Annotated in this window: 1 protein-coding gene and 1 pseudogene; both read left to right on the top strand. The window is 49.9% G+C overall.

Going from position 1 to position 21,723, the window contains the following annotated elements; genetic code table 11:
* The first annotated feature begins 67 nt into the window (after window positions 1-67).
* The gene (locus NSS94_RS25770; protein ID WP_039275163.1) at window positions 68-376 is read left to right on the top strand and encodes a hypothetical protein; all 309 of its coding nucleotides are present in this window, start codon (window positions 68-70) and stop codon (window positions 374-376) included.
* Between the two features lie 2,025 nt (window positions 377-2,401).
* Window positions 2,402-21,678, top strand: a pseudogene (locus NSS94_RS25765) (condensation domain-containing protein); the annotation flags it as partial.
* Between the last annotated feature and the right edge of the window lie 45 nt (window positions 21,679-21,723).

Raw genomic sequence — 21,723 nt, 5'->3', positions numbered from 1 at the left:
ATCATCATGTGGACATTATAAGGTATAAGAGCCAGAATTTCTTAATCATAATTGTGGAGGCAGATCAATGAACCAGCGTTTTCGAATCACCCGTTCCATGCAGGAAAATCCTGTGGAGCAATCCATTTCCCTGGAGGAGTGCAAAGATTACTTTGCATCCCAGCCAGACTTTTCGTATTCACGGGAGCTTATCATACAAGGTGCTGAGAGCACCATGTCGATCGAGGGAGATTTTTTCATGTGGAAGTATGCTGACGTAGAAATACCTTTTCGTCATTACATGGGGGATGTGTACGTGGCTATTTCCAATGAGGCTGTCGTGCCTAAGATGATTGAAATTGCAACAGATTTACAAGCAGATGTAGTGGATGGGTGAAGAACGATTCTTATTGCAGCAAAGTAGGCGTAGAAGCCAAGCTCTGATTATCCGGTTCAGTTCTCGCACCAGTTTGAATCGGTTAATGTGGACAGCCGCGGGAATCCCTTGTCATCTAAAAGACGCGATATACGATTGTTTGTCTGGATATCTGGTGAGTGGTTGCAAAGGATTTGTTCCATGTCTGATCACAGGGCAGAAGCTCAATCGGTTGTGATGCGCTCGGCAACAAAAACGATTCGATTCGTACACAGTATACATCACACAACAAATGTTTCTGGTACGTTCGCTGTGGCAGTATTCACTTCATTCTTAAGGGTCAAGTCGCCAAAACATAAAAATAGCAAGTCTCTTGCAACATGGAGGCTTGCTATTTTTATGTTTTCGGTTCATTGAATTTTGCGAAAAAAATAGTTCCATAGTTATGATTTTTCTAAAAATTTATACTTTTAAAGGAAGATCAAAACGTTTCTATTAAATAAAAAGCAAAGTTTCTAGCTAAAATTAGAGAAAAATTTAATCTGAACTGAAATTTCAGAAGAAAATTAAAGAAAATTTTGCATGTGAATTAGTTCAAAAGAGCTATGAAAAGTCACTATCTATTTAAAAAATGAAGAGTTATTAATTTTGAATCACTTCAGCTTGATGTGAATAAATTCCATTATATAGGTGATTAAAGAATATTGCTGAAAAAGTTGAAATTTGTCGGATGATGTCAGAATTGATTTGTTACATTTGTGTTAATGATGTGTAACGTAAAATTTGTTTTGATACAAGGGTTTTGGACTTTTTTGCAAGTCTACGTCATTTTGATTTTATCAATTTATAAAATCAAAAATTTTGTCTTAAATCACGTTAACGGGTCATGATCGGTATTCAATTTAATAAAAAAGTGAAATTCTTGTATTTGAAGATATAAAAATAATAGAATAATATGGGTTATTTATGGATTTCATGAAATCTATCAATTTGGAACTTTTGTCCCATGCTAATCGGTTTTAAAGTTTGTATATTTAAAATAGCTAGAAAGTATTGGGAGGAAAAAAGGGATATAAGGATTTATTGTGAAATTTTGGGCAATAAGAGGATTTGAGAAATTTATATGGCGACTCCGATCATGTCTTAGTTTTTAAAAATCGTGATCTATCTGACTGAGAAGATCCAGTTATTTTCGCCCGATATGAGGACTTTGCTTAATGGCTTGCAGAACATAGAAGTTGTTCAACAGAAGCTCCATGGACATCAAGCAGGACAACATGCCCTCACTGCTTCCCGAAATGGCTTCATAAGTACATAAGCTGTTCTCTTTTTTAGACAATGTATGGGGGCACTGATTGTAATTGAAACAGCATGGCAGTTGTATAGGCCAAACTGTAAGATTCCCTGTCCATAGCATCATATCCAGTAAATCCGTCCCACATCTCCCGTATTGCAAAAGACAACTTCATTATTTTTAAGGTATGTGAAACGTATCCTTAGCAGCCTGGGAACCCCGTTGGCCCGTCCGATGACCATCATTTTTCATCCATGTACAAAATCAGGAAGTCATAAGCGCAGTCGTGAATCACGCTCCTAACCACGCTGCAGCAGCTCATGTATCTCACAGCATCGATACCCTCCAGCCAAGATTCGACAGCACACATCATGATACACTACGTTGTTAATATTGTGGCAACCATTCTACAACCCACCACCAAGATGTACTCTCAGCATAATTCAAAAATATTCTCATTCCATGCACATTTTCATACATCCAGAGTCAGAGTTATTTGCTATGTCCGCACAACTAAAAAAGCTTGCACTGCGAAAGTGTGAGCGATGAAAAAGAAGATGCGCTTGTTTCGATTCAAATTCAGCTCTTTGAAGGCACCCATATCTCAATGGTATATCAGGAGTGATCGCTTTTGCCGACTACCATTGGCAATTTAATGCCGGAGAAAAGACACGCATGACTAGTTCCTTGACAAGGGCGGTCATTTATGAGGAGTTACTTTACCTCTATCTATTTCGCGAGGAGAGATACGTATGACTCAGCACAATGTTCAACTGTTTGCATTAAGCCAACCACAGCAACGTATTTGGTACACGGAGCTTGTGTATCCCAATCGCAACACGTCCACGATTATTACCACTGTTAAAATCAAGGGAACGGTTCGAATAAATGCATTGCAGCAGGCAATGAACCGGGTGATTGCACAAAACGATTCTTTTCGTATCAAAATCACGGCTCGGGATGGCATCCCCTATCAATATGTTGAGCCGTTTGCTGCTCAAAGCATAGAAACGCTTCAGGTTACCCCGGAGGAAGCTGAGCTATGGGTCAGCCATCACAACGCACAGCCGTTCCCCTTACTGGATTCGCAGCTGTATCGGTTTACTATTTTGCAGCTGGGGGCAGAAGACACCTGGTTTAGTTTCAAGATGCATCATATTATTTCGGATGGCGTTACCATGGAGCAGGCCATTAATGAAATTACGGGGAATTATATGAATATTGTGCATGGTACAGGTTCAGATGCGCCGGCCCCAGCGAACTCATATCTCGATTTTATTCAGACGGAGCAAAGCTATGAGCAATCGGACCGCTATCAAAAGGATAAGATGTACTGGACGGAGAAATTTGCCAATTTGCCGGAGGTTACAGGTTTAAAATCGTACAATCCGCTCACAGTAAGCACGGCTGCACGCCGGGAGACCTATACACTGGAGCACGAATTATATCGTGGTGTCACGGCTTTTTGCGAGGCGCATAACATCAGTATTTTTACATTTTTCCTGGCTGCTCTGTATATTTATTTACATAAAACGACAGGTGAACAAGATTTAACGGTTGGTACATTGTATGCTAACCGTACGTTGAAGAAGGAAAAAAATACAATGGGCATGTTCGTCAGCACTGTGGCTACACGTTTGCAAGTTGAGCCGGAATCCGAGCTGCTTACTTTCCTACAGGGTGTTGGCAAGGAGCAGTCGTCCATTTTGCGGCATCAGCGTTATCCGTATAACAAAATCATACAGGATTTGCGTGAACAACAAAGCGGCACGGATATTGGCCGCCTGTTTGGCGTTACCATTCAGTACCGTACGCTGAGCTTCTCTCGTTTTGATGAAGCTGTTCAGCAGGTGCATACCGATTTCTGCGGAGATACAGTGAGTGACTTTGATATTGCCATGATTGATATGCTGGATGACGATAAACTTGTATTGCAACTGGATTATCGGATCGAGCTGTTCAGCGAGCAGGAAATCGCCCGAATTATTCGTCAATTCTTGAGTGTGGTTGAGCATATGGTGAAAGGGCCACAGCAGCGGATTCAGGAGTTGTCACTGATGAGTGACAAAGAGCGGGCACAAATTATGAATGTATTTAATGCGACCACAGTTCCCTTTCCAGACGATGTGGGGATTCATGAGTTATTCGAGAAACAGGCAGAATGTACACCAGATCAGACAGCGGTTATGTTTGGAAGTCAGAGTCTGACTTATCGGGAACTGAATGAACGGTCGAACTCATTGGCACGAATGCTTCAAGCACAGGGAGTAGGACCTGACAAGCTGGTCGGCCTGATGATGCAGCGCTCCGTGGAAATGATCGTAGGCCTGCTGGCTGTTCTAAAAGCAGGCGGTGCTTATGTGCCGATCGATCCTGAATTTCCGTCATCTCGTATTCAATACATGCTTGAAGACAGCAAGGCTGCAGTGCTTCTGACCAGTCGTGATCTGTTGGAAGAGCATCATTGCAATGCCAATGCAATATTTCTTGAGGATGCAGCATTGTATCAGGGAGAAAGCAACAACCTGGAGACGATTGCTCGCCCAGAGCATTTGGCTTACGTCATCTATACCTCTGGATCGACCGGAAATCCAAAAGGAGTTATGCTCCAGCATCGTTCGGTACTGAACTTTATTACCGGGATGCATGAAATCATTGACTTTGAAGCTGGCAAAACCATTTTGTCACTCACGACCATTTCATTCGATATTTTCGTCTTGGAAACCATCTTGCCACTGTTGGCTGGAATGACGGTTGTGCTTGGCGACCATCAGCATCAGGTGGACCCTCAGGCGCTGGGTGAGTTGATTGCTCATCATTCTATAGACATGTTGCAAATGACACCATCCCGGCTACAGATGCTGCTGGATCATGAAGCTGGTTCCCACGCGCTGCGAGGCGTGAAGGAAATCATGGTGGGAGGTGAAGCTCTTCCGTCCAAGCTGCTCGCAGCACTGCAAGAGATAAACGGTCCCCGTATTTATAACATGTACGGACCTACAGAAACGACGGTGTGGTCGGCCGTGCAGGAACTGACCCATGCTCAAGAAATTAATATAGGACGTCCGATCGCGAATACCCAAATCTATATCATGAATGCGAGCGGGGAATTGCAGCCAGTCGGTATGCCGGGCGAGTTATGTATTGCGGGGGAAGGATTGGCCCGTGGGTATTGGAATCTCGAAGATCTGACGGCAGAGAAATTTGTGGAAAATCCGTTTGCCGGAGGCAAAGAGGGCTATGAACGGATGTACCGTACAGGCGATTTAGCGAGATGGACACTGGATGGCAATATTGAATATTTGGGACGAATGGATCACCAGGTTAAAATCCGTGGCTACCGGATCGAACTGGGCGAGATCGAATCGCAGCTATTGCAGGTGGAGTCGGTACGAGAAGCGGCTGTCGTGGCCCGTGCGGACGAAACAACGGGTCAAAAACAAATGGTGGCGTACTATGTGGCCAGTCAAGAAATGGAAGCCAGTGAACTGAGAAGTGAGCTGGGGCGGGAGCTACCAAGCTATATGGTGCCGTCGTATTTCATTCAGTTAGAGCAGATGCCGTTGACACCGAACGGTAAAATCGACCGCAAGTCCCTGCCAGCACCGGAAGGCAGTCAGCAAAGCGGAGCGGATTATGAAGCGCCCCATACCGCGCCGGAACGGGCACTCGTGGCGATCTGGCAGTCTGCCTTGGGCGTGCCAACTGTAGGTATTTTGGACAATTTCTTTGATCTGGGCGGCGATTCCATCAAGGCGATTCAAATCGTATCCCGTGCGTTCCAGGCAGGCTACAAGCTGGATATGAAGGATCTGCTTCGCTGTCCAACCATCGCAGCATTGGCACCGTTTATGGTAAGTCGTATGGCAGATCAGGGAGAAGTGAGCGGGGAAACGGCATTGCTTCCGATCCATCATTGGTTCTTTGAACAGGAGCATGTAGACGCGCATCACTTTAATCAGGCGGTTATGCTGCACCGGGAGCAGGGCTTTGACGAAGCTGCTTTGCATCAGGCGCTAATCCAGTTGACCGAGCATCACGATGCACTACGGATGGTATTCAGGAAGACCGAGCAAGGCTACCAAGCGTGGAACCGCGGAATACAGGAAGGCGAGCTGTATCATCTGGACGTGCTAGACTTTAGGGCTTTGACGGATGAAGCCATTCTGAGCGCGACGATTGAGGCGAAAGCAACTGAAATTCAAAACAAAATGAATCTATCCGAAGGACCGCTGGTAAAGCTGGGTCTGTTCCGTTGCAACGATGGAGACCATTTGCTGGTGGCGATCCACCATTTGGTGGTTGATGATGTGTCTTGGCGTATTTTGCTGGAGGATTTGGCAACCGGCTATGAGCAGGCTTTACGGGGCGAGTCTGTCCGGTTGCCGAATAAGACGGATTCCTTCCGTCTGTGGGCAGACCAGCTATCCGCTTATGTGAGCAGTGCAGCGTTGGAGAAGGAGCGTGCGTATTGGGAGCAAATTGAGCAAGTAGGGAAGAGCCAGGCATCCTTGCCAAAAGATTACACTCGTAAATCTCAGGCCAAGCCACAGCTTCGCGATGATCGAACACTGACCGTAGCGTGGACGGTCGAAGAAACGGAACAATTCTTGAAACAAGCTCATCGGGCCTACAATACAGAAGCAAACGACCTGCTGCTGACAGCTCTGGGCACTGCGATTTATGAGTGGGCAGGCATCCGTCAGGTACTTGTAAATCTGGAGGGTCACGGACGGGAAGCGATTTTGCCGGATATGGATATTACGCGCACGGTCGGTTGGTTTACCAGCCAATTCCCGGTTGTACTTGATATGGACGAGGACCGGAATGTAGGACGGCGTGTCAAGAACGTCAAAGAAGGGCTGCGCCGTTTGCCGCATAAAGGGATTGGATACGGGATTTTGAGATATCTTGCTAGCGGTGAAGGAGAAGCAGCTTTTGTTGCCGAGCCAGAAATCAGCTTTAACTATCTCGGACAATTCGATCAGGATTTAAAGAATAATGCCTTTCGCATGTCTCCTTATTCCATCGGAGCTTCCATGAGTGACACGTTGACCAAGCGGTATGCTCTGGATATCAACGGCATGATCACTGACGGTGCACTGGAACTGACGATCAGCTACAGCAACAAAATGTTTATGAAAAAATCAATCAAAAAGCTGGCTGATCTGTTGCAGGAGGGCTTACGTGAGGTATTGGCTCACTGTGTGGATAAAGAGTTGCCAGAGCTGACGCCAAGCGACTTGTCCTTCCAAGGACTGACGGCTGGAGAGCTGGATCATATTGTAGAGCAGACGGCTAATGCGGGAGAACTGGAAAACATTTATTCGCTCACACCCATGCAAAAAGGCATTCTGTTCCACGGCCTAATGGAGCCGAAATCCGGGGCGTACTTTGAGCAGGCGACATTTGATCTGCAAGGCAGCTTTCAAGTGGAGGCTTTTGCCGAAAGCTTAAATCAACTAGTAGATCGCCATCAAATATTCAGAACGAATTTTTATAGCGGATGGAATGAGCAGCCTTTACAGGTGGTGTACCGTCACAAGCACGCCGGGTTCCGTTTTGAAGATGTACGTTCGATGGAACAAGGTGAGCAGGACGCATACATTGCTGATTTTGCTGAGCGCGACAAAGCCGAAGGCTTTCATTTCAGCTCAGGCGAGCTGATGCGGGTGTCTATTTTACGTACAGGCGAGGAGTCGTATCGTTTTGTGTGGAGCTTCCATCATATTTTGATGGACGGTTGGTGCTTGTTCCTTGTTGTAGGGGAAGCATTTAATACGTACTTTGCCATCCTCGAAGACCGCAAGCCGGAGCTCGCTCCGGTAACACCATACAGCGAATACATTGAATGGCTGGATCGGCAGGACAACGTGGAGGCTGAACGGTTCTGGAGTGATTATTTTGCTGGCTTTGAGCAGCAGACCGTATTACCGCAGGTAAAACAGCTGGACAGTCACGCTAAAGAATATGAAGCGGACAAGCTTTCGTTTACACTGGGCCACGAAGTGACGGAACGGATGAACAAGCTGGTTAAGCAGAAGCAAGTAACGGTCAATACCCTTCTGCAAGCAGCGTGGGGCGTTGTGCTGCAACGGTATAACAACAGTCGGGATGTTGTATTTGGCAGTGTCGTATCCGGCAGATCAGCGGATATTCCGGGCATCGATAAAATGATTGGTTTGTTCATTAATACGGTTCCTGTACGAGTTCACAGTGACAAAGATATGACGTTTGCTGCGTTAATGAAGCAGATCCAAGAGCAGGCACTGGCTTCCCGTGCCTATGAAACCTATCCGCTGTATGAAATTCAGGCCCTGACTGAGCAGAAACAGGACCTGGTGAACCATATTATGGTGTTTGAAAACTATCCGGTGGAACAGCGTATGGAGCACATGGGGAGCCGTGACACGAACGGTTTTACGATTGTTAATGCTTCAATGTCAGAGCAAACGAACTATGATTTTAACATTACGGTTGTGCCAGGCGATGAAATAGACATTCATTTGGAATTCAACGCGCTGGTGTTTGAACGTGCAGCTGTCGAGCAAATCCGCGAGCATTTGCTGCATATGATTGAAGAAGCGATTAACAGACCAGATGCGCTGGTAGATGAGTTAGAGCTGGTGACTGCTGCGGAAAAAGCAAAAATCATCGATGGTTTTGGATCCGTGGGCGTATCTGCATGGAGTGACGAAAAAGAATCTGAATTGTTGTTCCATGCCTATGTGGAAGAACAAGCGCAGCTTGTGCCGGATCATGTGGCAGTGATATACGAGGAGCGGCAGCTTACGTACCGCGAGCTGAACGAGCGTGGGAATCAACTTGCTCGTAGATTGCGGAATGAAGGCATTGGGCGTGAATCCATTGTTGGTATTTTGAGCGAGCGCTCGGTGGACATGATGGTCGGCGTACTGGCGGTGTGGAAGGCCGGCGGTGCATACGTGCCACTGGATGCAGATTATCCTTCAGAACGTATCCGCTTTATGCTCGAGGACAGCGGTGCGACAGTGCTGCTAACGCAAACAGGTTTGCAGGAGCGCGCGCAGGCATGGCTGGAGGAAAGCCGACAGGCCTTGGTCGGAGGGCAATCTGAGGGAGAGTTGGAGACAGCGGCTGGCGCTGAAACGATGGAAAGAGACAGCCTGAATGAAGAATTAAGCTTGAAATCAAATTCGGAGTCTGACAGCGAAGCAGCATCCGAATCCGCAGCGGACTTGCGTCTGCATACTGTACTGGCACTGGACGATGAGTCGCTGTACACCGGGGATGCCACGGATGTGGAACATATCAACGAGCCGCAGGATCTGGCGTATGTGATCTACACCTCCGGTACAACGGGACGTCCGAAGGGTGTCATGATCGAGCATCACAGTTTGGTAAACACAGCCGCGGCATACCGCCGGGATTACCGTCTAAATCAGTTCCCGGTACGCCTGTTACAACTGGCAAGTTTCTCCTTCGACGTATTCGTCGGCGATATCGCGCGGGCACTTTATAACGGTGGCACGATGGTTATCTGTCCAAAAGACGACCGGATTGATCCGAGCCGTCTGTACGGCTGGATTCACGATTACCAAATTACGGTGTTCGAATCCACACCGGCTTTAATCGTACCGTTTATGCAGCATGTGCATGAACAGGGCCTTGACATGAGCAGTCTGGAACTGCTGATCACCAGCTCGGATAGCTGCAGCGTGACGGATTATCGGGTGCTGCAAGAACGGTTTGGCGCAGATATTCGCATTATGAACAGCTATGGCGTCACGGAAGCGGCGATTGACTCCAGCTTCTACGACGAAGAACTGTCAAAGCTGCCAAGTAGCGGCAGTGTGCCGATTGGTCAGGCATGGCTGAACGCACGCTTCTACATCGTGGACAGCCAGCTGAATCCGGTGCCGATCGGTGTGCTGGGTGAGCTGTGCATTGGCGGTGCTGGCGTGGCACGAGGCTACCTGAACCGTGCAGACCTGACGGCCGAGAAGTTCGTAGCGAATCCGTATGTAGCCGGTGAACGATTGTACCGCACAGGTGACCTGGCGCGGTGGATGCCAGACGGCAATGTGGACTTTATCGGCCGGATGGACTATCAGGTCAAAATCCGGGGCTACCGGATTGAGCTGGGCGAGATTGAAACGGCAATCCAGCGGGTGCCGGGTGTGCGTCAAGCGGTAGTCATCGACCGGACGGATGAGCGTGGACACAAGTACTTGTGCGGATACATCACAGGAGAAACCGAGCTGCGGATCGAGGAAGTACAGGCCGAGCTAGAAGCAGGACTGCCAGCACATATGGTACCTGCACGTTTGATGCGTCTGGAGACCTTGCCACTGACCCACAATGGAAAAATCGACCGTAAGGCCTTGCCGGAGCCCGAAGGAAGCATCCATACCGGCGCAGCCTATGTGGCTCCACGTACTGCGGTAGAACAGGTATTAGCTTCAGTGTGGGCGGGAGTGCTTGGTGTCGAAACGGTAGGCACGCAGGATAACTTCTTTGAACTGGGTGGCGATTCGATCAAAGCACTGCAAGTATCGTCCCGCTTGCTGCAAGCAGGCTATCGACTGGAGATGAAAGACCTGTTCAGCAATCCGACAGTAGCGGCACTCAGTCCGTTGCTTCGTACAGATGGCAAGATGGCCAGTCAGGAAGAGGTCGTAGGCCAGGTGGAACTGACACCTATTCAGCGGTGGTTTTTCGAGCAGCAGCCTGCTGATCTGCACCACAGCAATCAGGCGATGATGCTGTACCGAGCTGGGCGCTTTGACGTCGACGCGCTACGCCGTACAATGGACCGTATTGTCCAGCATCATGACGCATTGCGCACGGTATTCCGTGAGAGGGAGCAGGGCTATGCCGCTTGGAACCGCAGTGTAGAGGAAGGCGAGCTATACACACTGGACATCGTAGATTTTAGAGGAATGGAGAACGAATCTGCCGCTGTCGAAGCCAAGGCGAGTGAAGTTCAAGCAGGCATTCATTTGAGCGAGGGTCCGCTTGTGAAGCTCGGTCTGTTCCATTGCGCTGAGGGCGACCATTTATTAATGGTCATTCATCATTTGGTTGTGGACGGCGTATCGTGGCGTATTTTGCTGGAGGACTTGGCATCCGGTTATGAGCAGGCTGTTGCAGGTAAAACAGGCACAGCTATTCGACTGCCGCATAAAACAGATTCGTTCCAGGTATGGGCCAAACAACTGTCAGCCTATGCGAATCGGGCGACGATGGAGCGTGAGCTAGCCTACTGGCAGCATATCGAACAAGCAGAAGCGAGTCTGGCGAAGCCTTTGCCAAAGGATTTTGCGAATGACAATGCATTGCTTGGAGACAGTGAGGTTGTGACGGTCCGCTGGACGAAGCAGGAAACCGAGCAGTTGCTCAAACAAGCTCATCGCGCATACAACACGGAAATGAATGACCTGCTGCTGGCTGCGCTCGGAAAAGCCGTATATGACTGGTCTGGTTCTGAACGGGTGCTGGTCAACCTGGAGGGCCATGGACGGGAAGCTATTGTACCGGATGTGGATATTACGCGGACAGTCGGTTGGTTTACGAGCCAGTTCCCGGTTGTACTGGATGGAAGTCTGGGACAAGGGAGGAATACGGCTCGTCTGGTCAAACGGGTCAAGGAAGGGCTGCGTCATATTCCGCAGAAAGGCATCGGCTATGGTATTTTACGATACCTGTCGGATACGAATGTTCTGGAGAAAGCAGGCGTGCAGTTAAAGGCTCAGCCTGAGATCAGTTTTAACTATTTGGGCCAATTCGATCAGGATTATAAAGGCAATGATCTGGAGCCTTCCTCCTATTCCATCGGTGTGCCTGTCAGCACGAATGCGGCTATGGATTTTGCACTGGATATCAATGGAGTCATCGAGGATGGAGAACTGATTTTCACGATTCGCTACGGTACAACGCAATTCCGCCAAGAAACGATTGCACGGCTTGGAGAGCTGCTGGCATCCAGCTTGCGTGAAGTCATTCATCATTGTGTCGCCCAAGAGAGAACGGTTTTGACCCCAAGTGATGTGCTGTTAAACCATGTAACGCTGGACGAGCTGGAGCAATTGGTGAAGGATACGCGAGATATGGGTGAACTGGAAAATGTGTATGCTTTGACACCGATGCAAAAGGGCATGCTCTTCTTCAGCCTGATGGATGAGAATTCGGCGGCGTATTTTGAGCAGGCCACCTTTGAATTGAACGGGCGTTTTGATGTGGTTACTTTCGGCAAGAGCTTGGATCTGCTCGTACAGCGTCATGAGGCATTGCGGACGAACTTTATCAGTTCATGGAAGGATGAGCCTGTACAGGTCGTTTTCCGCAACCGCAGCGGAGAGTTGTACTATGAAGACCTGCGCGGACTGAAAAAAGAAGAACGTAAAGCGCGTGTGGAAGCTTTTACCCTTGCAGATAAAGCCAAAGGATTCCGCCTGGCGGAGGACGCGCTCATTCGTATCTCGATCCTACAAACCGGGGATGAAACGTATCACTTTATTTGGAGCTTCCATCACATTTTGATGGATGGCTGGTGTTTGTCCTTTATGACACAGGAGGTATTTGGCAGCTATCTGGCACTGCGCGCGGGTCATGAGCCAGCACTGGAGCCTGTCACGCCGTTCAGTCGATTTATTGAATGGCTGGAACGTCAAGACCGTGAGGCAGCCTTGCAATACTGGCGTGGGTATCTGGCGGACTATGAGCAGCAAATTACGCTTCCACAGCAAAAAGCACAGCCGAAATCGATGCACACCGGGGAATATGTCGCTGAAGATCTGGATTGCGAATTCCAGCCAGAGTTGGTTGCGCAGATCGAACGGATGGCAAAACAAAATCAGGTCACGATCAATACGCTAATTCAAACCGTATGGGGCGTTCTGTTGCAAAAATATAACAACAGTACGGATGTCGTGTTCGGCAGCGTTGTATCCGGTCGCCCGGGGGATATTCCAGGCGTGGAACACATGATCGGGCTATTTATTAACACGATTCCAGTGCGCGTGCAGTCTGAACCAGGTGAAACCTTTGTCGAGCTGATGAAACGAACACAGCGGCAGGCGCTGGCTTCCAATGCTTACGATGCGTTCCCGCTGTATGAAATTCAAGCACTGACCGAACAGAAGCAGGATTTAATCAATCATATTATGATTTTTGAAAATTATCCGGTGGAGCAGCAGGTAGAAAAGTTAGGCAGCGATGGGCAGGATAAATTTACGATTTCGAACGTGGTGTCTACAGAGGCAACCAACTATGATCTGAACGTCGTCGTGATGCCGGGTGAAGGCATCAAGATTCGTTTTATGTATAACACGCTCAGCTTTGATCAAGCAGGCATTGAGCGTTTGTATGGACATTTTGCACGTTTGTTGGAGCAAATTTCGCTCAACCCGCATGTTCGGGTGGAAGAGCTGGAACTACTCACAGCAGCGGAAAAACAACAGATTACAGCGGCCTTTAATGATACCGCTTGTGCATTTCCGTCCCATCAGACGATCCATCAGCTGTTCGAGGAGCAGGTGGAGTGTACGCCGGATCAGGTAGCATTGGTGTTTGGACATCAGCGTCTGACGTATCGGGAGCTGAATGAACGTGCCAATTCATTGGCACGAATGCTTCGAGCACAGGGAGTAGGAACAGACAAGCTGGTCGGTCTGATGGTACAGCGCTCCGTGGAAATGATCGTAGGTCTGCTGGCCGTGCTAAAAGCAGGCGGTGCTTATGTGCCGATTGATCCCGAATTTCCATCCTCTCGTATTGCATACATGCTGGAAGACAGCGAGGCTGCAGTGCTTCTAACCCGTCGTGATCTGGCAGAAGAGCACCATTGCCATGCCAATACCCTGTTTCTTGAGGATGCCGCATTGTATCAGGGAGAGAGCAGCAACCTGGAGACGATTGCCCGCCCAGAGCATTTGGCTTATGTCATCTATACGTCGGGTTCGACTGGAAATCCGAAAGGAGTTATGCTCCAGCATCGCTCGGTCCTCAACTTTATTACTGGGATGCGCGAAGTCATTGATTTTGAAGCGAGCCAAACCATGTTGTCACTCACGACCATTTCATTCGATATTTTCGTATTGGAAACCATTCTCCCCCTGTTGGGTGGAATGACGGTTGTGCTTGGCGACAACCAGCATCAGGTGAATCCTCAGGCGCTGGGTGAATTGATTGCTCATCATCATATTGAGATGTTGCAAATGACCCCATCCCGGTTACAAATGCTGTTGGGTCATGAAGCAGGCTCGCGCGCGCTGCAAAGCGTGAAGGCAATTATGGTCGGGGGCGAAGCCCTTCCGTCCAAGCTGCTCGCGGCACTGCAAGCAATAAACGGTCCCCGTATTTATAACATGTACGGACCTACAGAAACGACGGTGTGGTCGGCCGTGCAGGAACTGACCCATGCTCAAGAGATTAATATCGGACGTCCTATCGCGAATACCCAAATCTATATCATGAATGCGAGTGGAGAATTGCAGCCCGTCGGTGTGCCGGGCGAGTTATGTATTGCCGGGGAAGGATTGGCCCGTGGGTATTGGAAACGTGAAGAACTGACGGCCGAGAAATTTGTGATTAATCCGTTTGCTGGGGGTAAGGCAGGCCATGAGCGGATGTACCATACAGGCGATTTGGCGAGATGGACGCCGGACGGCAACATTGAATATTTGGGGCGGATGGACCATCAGGTGAAAATTCGGGGCTACCGAATCGAACTGGGCGAGATCGAATCGCAGCTGTTGCAGGTGGAGTCGGTGCAAGAAGCGGTCATCATGGCACGCACGGACGAAACGGGTCAAACACAGCTCGTGGCGTACTATGTGGCGAGTCAAGAACTGGGAGCCGGTGAGCTGAGACATGAGCTGGGACAAGAACTGCCAAGCTATATGATGCCGTCGTATTTCATCTGGTTGGAGCAGATGCCACTGACACCGAACGGCAAAATCGACCGCAAGTCCCTGCCAGCACCGAAAGGCAGTCTGCACAGCGGTGCAGAGTATGCAGCGCCACGTACGGTAGCAGAACGAGCATTCGTAGCGATCTGGCAGTCCATTCTGGGCGTGCCAACTGTCGGGATTTTGGACAATTTCTTTGATCTGGGCGGCGATTCGATCAAGGCGATTCAAATCGTATCGCGTGCGTTCCAGGCCGGCTACAAGCTGGACATGAAAGATTTGTTCCGCTACCCAACCGTCGCAACGCTGGCACCGCATATGCATGAGGTCAGTCGTATGGTAGATCAGGGAGAAGTAAGCGGAGAAACGGCGTTGCTTCCGATCCAGCACGAGTTCTTTGCGCAGGAGCAAGTAGACGTGCATCACTTTAATCAGGCGGTTATGCTGCACCGGGAGCAGGGGTTTGACGAGTCGGCTCTGCGTCAGGCGCTTGGCAAGCTGACAAAGCATCATGATGCTTTGCGAATGGTGTTCAGCAAGACCGAGCAAGGCTATAAAGCATGGAACCGTGGAATACAGGAAGGCGAGCTGTATCAGCTGGACGTGCTGGACTTTAGGGATATAACGGATGAAGCCATGCTCAGCGTGGCAATGGAGGCGAAAGCTACCGAAATTCAAAGCAGTATCCAACTGCAAGAAGGGCCGCTGTTGAAAGCAGGTTTGTTCCACTGTGTAGATGGCGATCATTTGCTGATGGTGATTCACCATTTGGTGGTGGACGGGGTATCCTGGCGTATTTTGTTTGAGGATTTGACTACTGCCTATGAACAGGCCATCCATGAAGAAGTGCTTCAGCTGCCGGACAAAACGGATTCCTTCCGTTCCTGGGCTAGGCAACTTTCCTCCTATGCGAATAGCACAGACATGGACAGTGAACACGCCTACTGGGAGCAATGGAACGCTGCCGCTTTGGCTGACCAAGTACGTTTGCCTGAGGATCAAGCGCAGGCTGAGCCATTTACCCTAGCTGACACGGATTCAGTGGCCTTCCAGCTTACGGAAGAAGAGACTGAACGGCTGTTGAAGCAAGCACACCGCGCGTACAACACGGAAGTGAACGATCTGTTGCTGACGGCTTTGGGCATGATGCTGTATACGTGGACGGGTCATGAACGCAGTCTGATTCATTTAGAGGGACACGGACGTGAGAACATTTTGCCGGATACGGACATTTCTCGTACGGTAGGCTGGTTTACGAGACCATATCCGGTATGGCTAGACATCGGTCGTGATCAGGCTTTGTCGGGATGCATCAAACAGGTAAAAGAAAGTCTGCGTCATATTCCGAATCAAGGAATGGGCTACGGAATCTGGAGATATTTGAGTGAATCCGGCCAAGCCATGGCTCAGCAAGCAGATGCACTGCATCTTGGTCAACATCAAGCTTTTGCCGAGCCACAAGTGAGCTTTAACTATCTCGGACAGCTGGATCAGGACTTGCAAAACAGCGATATTCGTATGTCTCCTTACTCGATGGGATCGGTCGTTAGTGACCGGACGAAGATGAAATATGCGCTCGATGTGAGCGGGATCGTAACGAACGGCATCCTGGAACTGGACATTCGGTATAACAGCAAAGCCTTCCGTAAGGACACCGTCCAAATGCTGGCTAATCTGTTGAAATCCAATCTGCTTGAGATTATCGAGCACTGTGTGACACGGGAGCGGACCGAATTGACTCCAAGTGATGTGCTGTTTAAAGGCCTGACAATGGAGCAATTAGATACGATTAAGGAGCAGACCCAGACGGTTGGGGAATTGGAAAATGTATATCCGTTAACCCCCATGCAAAAGGGGATGCTGTTCCATAGTTTGATGAATGCAGAAACAGGCGTGTATTTTGAGCAGGCAACCTTTGATCTGGAGGGCCACTTTGATCCATCTATATTCGAGGAAAGCTTGAAGCTGCTGGTTAGTCGACATGCTATATTGCGGACGAATTTCTACAGCGGCTGGCATGGACAACCATTGCAGATTGTCTATCGTCATAAAAATCCAAGCTTCCGTTATGAAGATGTCAGAGGGCGTGAACAGGCTGTAGCTGAATTTGTGTCCCAGGATAAAGCTCAAAACTTTGATTTAAGCAAGGATGCGCTCATGCGCGTAACCGTCTTCCGCACGGATGATAGCTCATACCGTTTTGTATGGAGCTTCCATCATATCGTAATGGACGGCTGGTGCCTGTCCCTGATGACGGACGAAGTATTTGGTGCATATTTTGCCTTGCTGGAGAACAAGCAGCCAGAGCTCGAACCTGTCAAGCCGTATAGTGACTATATCGAATGGTTGCAAGATCAGGATGCACAGGAAGCGACCCGTTATTGGAGTGACTATTTGGCAGGCTTTGAGCAGCAAACCTTGTTGCCTGGTGAGAATGCGCAAGCTTCTGTAGCCGCACGGGATGAAGAACCAGACGGAAGTGGTGGAAGTTCAAATTCTGGCTATGTTTCGGAAAAGCTGCCATTTATGTTGGGTAAAGAACGGAGTGCCGCATTAAACCAAATGGCCAAGCAACAACATGTCACGATTAACACCTTGCTGCAAAGTGTGTGGGGCGTTATTTTACAGCAATACAATAATCATCAGGATGTCGTGTTTGGTGGTGTGGTATCCGGTCGTCCAGCAGACATTCCGGGTGTGGAGAACATGATCGGGTTGTTTATCAATACCATACCGGTTCGGATTCAAAGTGAACGGAATGCTACATTTGCTGAAGTATTGCAGCGCACACAGGAACAGGCTTTGGCCTCCGGTGTCTATGACACATTCCCGCTCTACGACATTCAGGCACGGACTGAACAAAAACAAGACCTGATCAATCACATCATGGTCTTTGAAAACTACCCCATCGGGCAGCAGATGAAGCAGATGGGCGCTTCCGGCGAGACCAAGGCACAAACAGGCTTCTCGATTGCCAATGTGGCACTTGCCGAGCAAACCAACTACGATTTTAACCTGATTGTCGTGCCTGACGAGGATATCTCTATCCTGCTTGAATACAATGCTCTGGTGTATAACCGGTCTGCTATGGAGCGTATCCAGGGCCATATCGACCATGTCATCAGGCAAATTGTGGACAATCCGAATATCCGTGTGAATGAGCTGGAATTGGTAACACCAGAAGAACAGGCACAGATCGTTCAGGTTTGGGGGGATACGGCGGTAGCCTATCCACAGGATCAGACGCTAAGTGCACTGTTCGAGCAGCAGGCAGCGAATACACCGGAGCAAGTAGCGGTGCTGTGCGGAGCGGAGTCGTTGACCTACGCGGAACTGAACGAACGAGCCAACCGTCTCGCACGCACCTTGCGTGCGCAAGGGGTTCAGCCGGATCAGCCTGTAGGCATACTGGTTCACCGTTCGCTAGACATGATCGTAGGCATCTATGCGATCCTCAAGGCAGGCGGAGCCTACGTGCCGATTGACCCGGAATATCCAGCGGACCGCATCCGCTTTATGCTGGAGGACTCGGGCGCGAAGCTGATGCTGACGCAATCGCATCTGGCGGAGCAAGCATCGCTAAACTTCGATGGTCAGGTGCTGGTGTTGGATTGTCAGGAGCAGGATGGCAAGAATATTTATCACGAAGACGGTTCAAATCTGGAGCCACTGACTGGGCCACACCATGTCGCCTATGTCATCTATACCTCTGGCTCCACGGGAAGACCGAAGGGTGTGATGGTGGAGCACCATTCCGTGCTGAACCGGATTTTGTGGATGCATGATCGGTACGGTTTGAGTGCAGAAGATACGATCCTGCAAAAGACCGCCTTCACCTTTGACGTGTCGGTGTGGGAGCTGTTCTGGTGGTCGATGGTCGGCTCGAAGGTGAGCTTGCTGTCGGTCGGCGGGGAAAAGAACCCGGAAGACATCGTCGACACGATTGCCCGCGATGGCGTGAGCACAATGCACTTTGTACCGGCGATGCTGCATGCGTTCCTGGAATATGTAGAGCAGCAGCCACGAGAAGTGATGCAAGCGAAGCTGGGCACGCTGCGCCATGTCTTTGCCAGTGGTGAAGCATTGCCAACGCAGCATGTGGCCCGGTTCCAGCGGCTTATGTCGAGCCTGGCCGGAGCGAAGCTGATCAACCTGTACGGTCCAACCGAAGCGACGGTGGACGTATCGTACTTCGATTGCGAGCCGAATGAAGCCTATGCGGTCATTCCAATCGGGAAACCGATTCAAAATATTCGTCTGTACATTGTGAAGGAAGGCACGGAGCAATTGCAGCCGATTGGGGTTGCGGGTGAGCTGTGTATCGGCGGTGTCGGCGTAGCCCGAGGCTATCTGAACCGTCCAGAGCTGACGGCCGAGAAATTTGTGAAAGACCCGTTTGCAGGCGGGGAAGCAGGCGAGCGGATGTACCGCACCGGCGATTTGGCGAGATGGATGCCGGACGGCAACATTGAATATTTGGGCCGGATCGACCATCAGGCGAAAATCCGGGGGTACCGGATTGAGCTGGGCGAGGTCGAAACGCAGCTGCTCCAAGTAGCGTCCGTGCGAGAAGCGGTTGTCATAGCTCGTGCAGACGAAACGGGCCAAAAACACATGGTGGCCTACTATGTCGCGGGGCAAGAGCTAGGAGCCAGCGAGCTGAGAAGTGAGCTGGGTTGGAACTGCCAAGCTACATGGTGCCGTCCTACTTTGTACAACTGGAGCAAATGCCGCTGAGTCCAAATGGAAAAATTGACCGCAAGGCCCTACCAGCACCGGAAGGCAGCCTGCAAAGCGGAGCCGATTATGTCGCACCGCGAACGTGGGTGGAAGTGAAACTAGCACACATTTGGCAGGAGGTGCTGGGCCTCACGCAGGTCGGTGTGAAGGAAAACTTTCTGAGATTGGCGGACACTCGCTGCGGGCGACGACACTGGCCTCGAAGATTCACAAGGAGTTGAACAAGCCAGTTTCTGCGCAGTATTTTTGAAGCACCCACGATTGAACAACTGGCAGCCGTTCTGGAAGGTCTGGATCAAGTGGTGTACGCATCCATTCCGGTAACAGAAGAACGCAGCTTCTACCTGTTATCTTCAGCACAAAAACGACTGTATGTACTGCATCAGTTTGATCCAAGTGATGTGAACTACAACATGCCGTCAGTGCTGCAAGTGAGCGGTCCGCTGGATGTGAAACGAGTAGAAGACGTGTTCCGTCAACTAATTGATCGTCATGCAACCTGCGTACCCGCTTTGAGCTGGTAGACAATGAGCCGATGCAATGGATTGAGGATACCGTGCCATTCGAGGTGGAATATACGAAGGTACAGGTAGAGAGTACGACTACGGCTACGTACACGAGGATTAGCGAGGAAGCACAAGAACGGGTACGGCAGTTTATCCGTCCGTTTGATCTAAAAGCTCGCACCGCTGCTGCGGGTAGGCTTGCGGATCTGGGTGTCCAAGGAGTAGGGCAAGAATCCCAGCATTTACTCATGCTCGACATGCACCATATCGTTTCGATGGCGTGTCGATGGAGGTACTGACCGATGAGTTTGTCCGCTTGTATGGCGGTGAAGAACTGTCGCCATTGCGGATTCAGTACAAAGACTATGCCGTATGGCAGCAAAGTGAAACCCATCAGGAGTGGATGCAGCGTCAGGAAGCGTACTGGCTGGGCACCCGGGGCGGGAGTGCCTGTACTGGATCTGTCAACCGACTTTGCCCGTCCGGCGGTGCAGAGCATGGCAGGGGATACGATCGAATTTGCATTGGAGCGTGAGGTTAGTGAACGCCTGAAAGAACTGGCTTCGCAAACAGGCGCTACCCTATACATGGTGCTGCTGGCGGTGTACACTACGCTCTTGCACAAATACACGGGCCAAGAGGACATTGTCGTCGGCACGCCGATTGCAGGACGACCGCATGCGGAGCTCAGTAATCTGGTGGGTGTCTTCATTAACACGCTGGCGATTCGCAATTATCCGTCCAGCGACAAAACGTTTGGATTATCTGTAAGAGGAAGGAGCATGCGCTCAGTGCTTATGAGCATCAGGACTATCCTTTTGAAGAACTGGTTGAACAGCTGAATTTGACGAGAGATACGAGCCGAAATGCGCTGTTTGACACGATGTTTGAGTTGAAAACCTTGGAGCAACAGGAGCTACTGCTGGAAGGTTTGACCTTGAGCTCCTTTCCACTGGAAAATCATACGGCCAAGTTTGATCTGACTTTAGATGCAGGAGCAGCCAGAAGGCATTCTGTGCAGTCTGGAATATAGCACGGCGTTGTACAAGCCTGAGACCATGACGCGATTGGCACAGCATTTTGCGGAAATCGTTCGAGCTATTGCATACCATCCACAACAGCCCCTGGCAACTTTGAATATGGTAACCGTTGAGGAAAAGGAGCAACTCATCTACGGTTTTGGAGAAGTGGGAGTAACGGATGGTGCTGCAGTTGAAGCAGGAGCCCTGTTCCATACCTATGTGGAAGCACAGGCACAGCTTGTACCAGATCATGTGGCGGTGGTGTACGAGGAGGAAAGCAGCTCGCCTACTGGAAACTGAACGAGCGCGCGAACCAATTGGCGCGGAGATTGCGGAATGAAGGCGTTGGACGCGAGTCGATTGTCGGCATTTTGAGTGAACGCTCGGTAGACATGCTGGTCGGCGTACTGGCGGTGTGGAAGGCGGGAGGCGCCTATGTGCCGCTGGATGCAGACTATCCGTCTGAACGGATTCGTTTCATGCTGGAGGACAGTGGTGCGACGGTATTGTTGACCCAAATCGGCTTACAGGAGCAAGCACAGATATGGCTTGGGGAAAGCCGACAGGCTCAGGCCGGAGGGCAGACTGAGGGTGAGTTGAAACAGCGGCTGGTGCTGAAACGATGGAAAGAGACAGCCTAAATGAAAACTTAGGCTCAAAATCAGATTTCCGAAGTCTGACAGCGAAGCAGCATCCGAACCGGCAACAGGGCTGCGTCTGCATACCGTATTGGCATTGGACGATGAGTCACTGTACACTGGAGATATGACAGACGTCGATCACATCAACGAACCGCACGATTTGGCGTATGTGATCTATACATCCGGGACAACCGGACGGCCGAAGGGCGTCATGATCGAGCATCGCAGCCTGGTGAATACGGCTGCGGCGCAATGCCGGGATTATCGCCTGAACC

It is taken from the genome of Paenibacillus sp. FSL L8-0644 (genome assembly GCF_038008165.1).
Lineage (GTDB): Bacteria > Bacillota > Bacilli > Paenibacillales > Paenibacillaceae > Paenibacillus > Paenibacillus polymyxa_D.
Note: the sequence above shows the minus strand (reverse complement) of the source record. Positions and strands in the feature narration are given on the sequence as shown.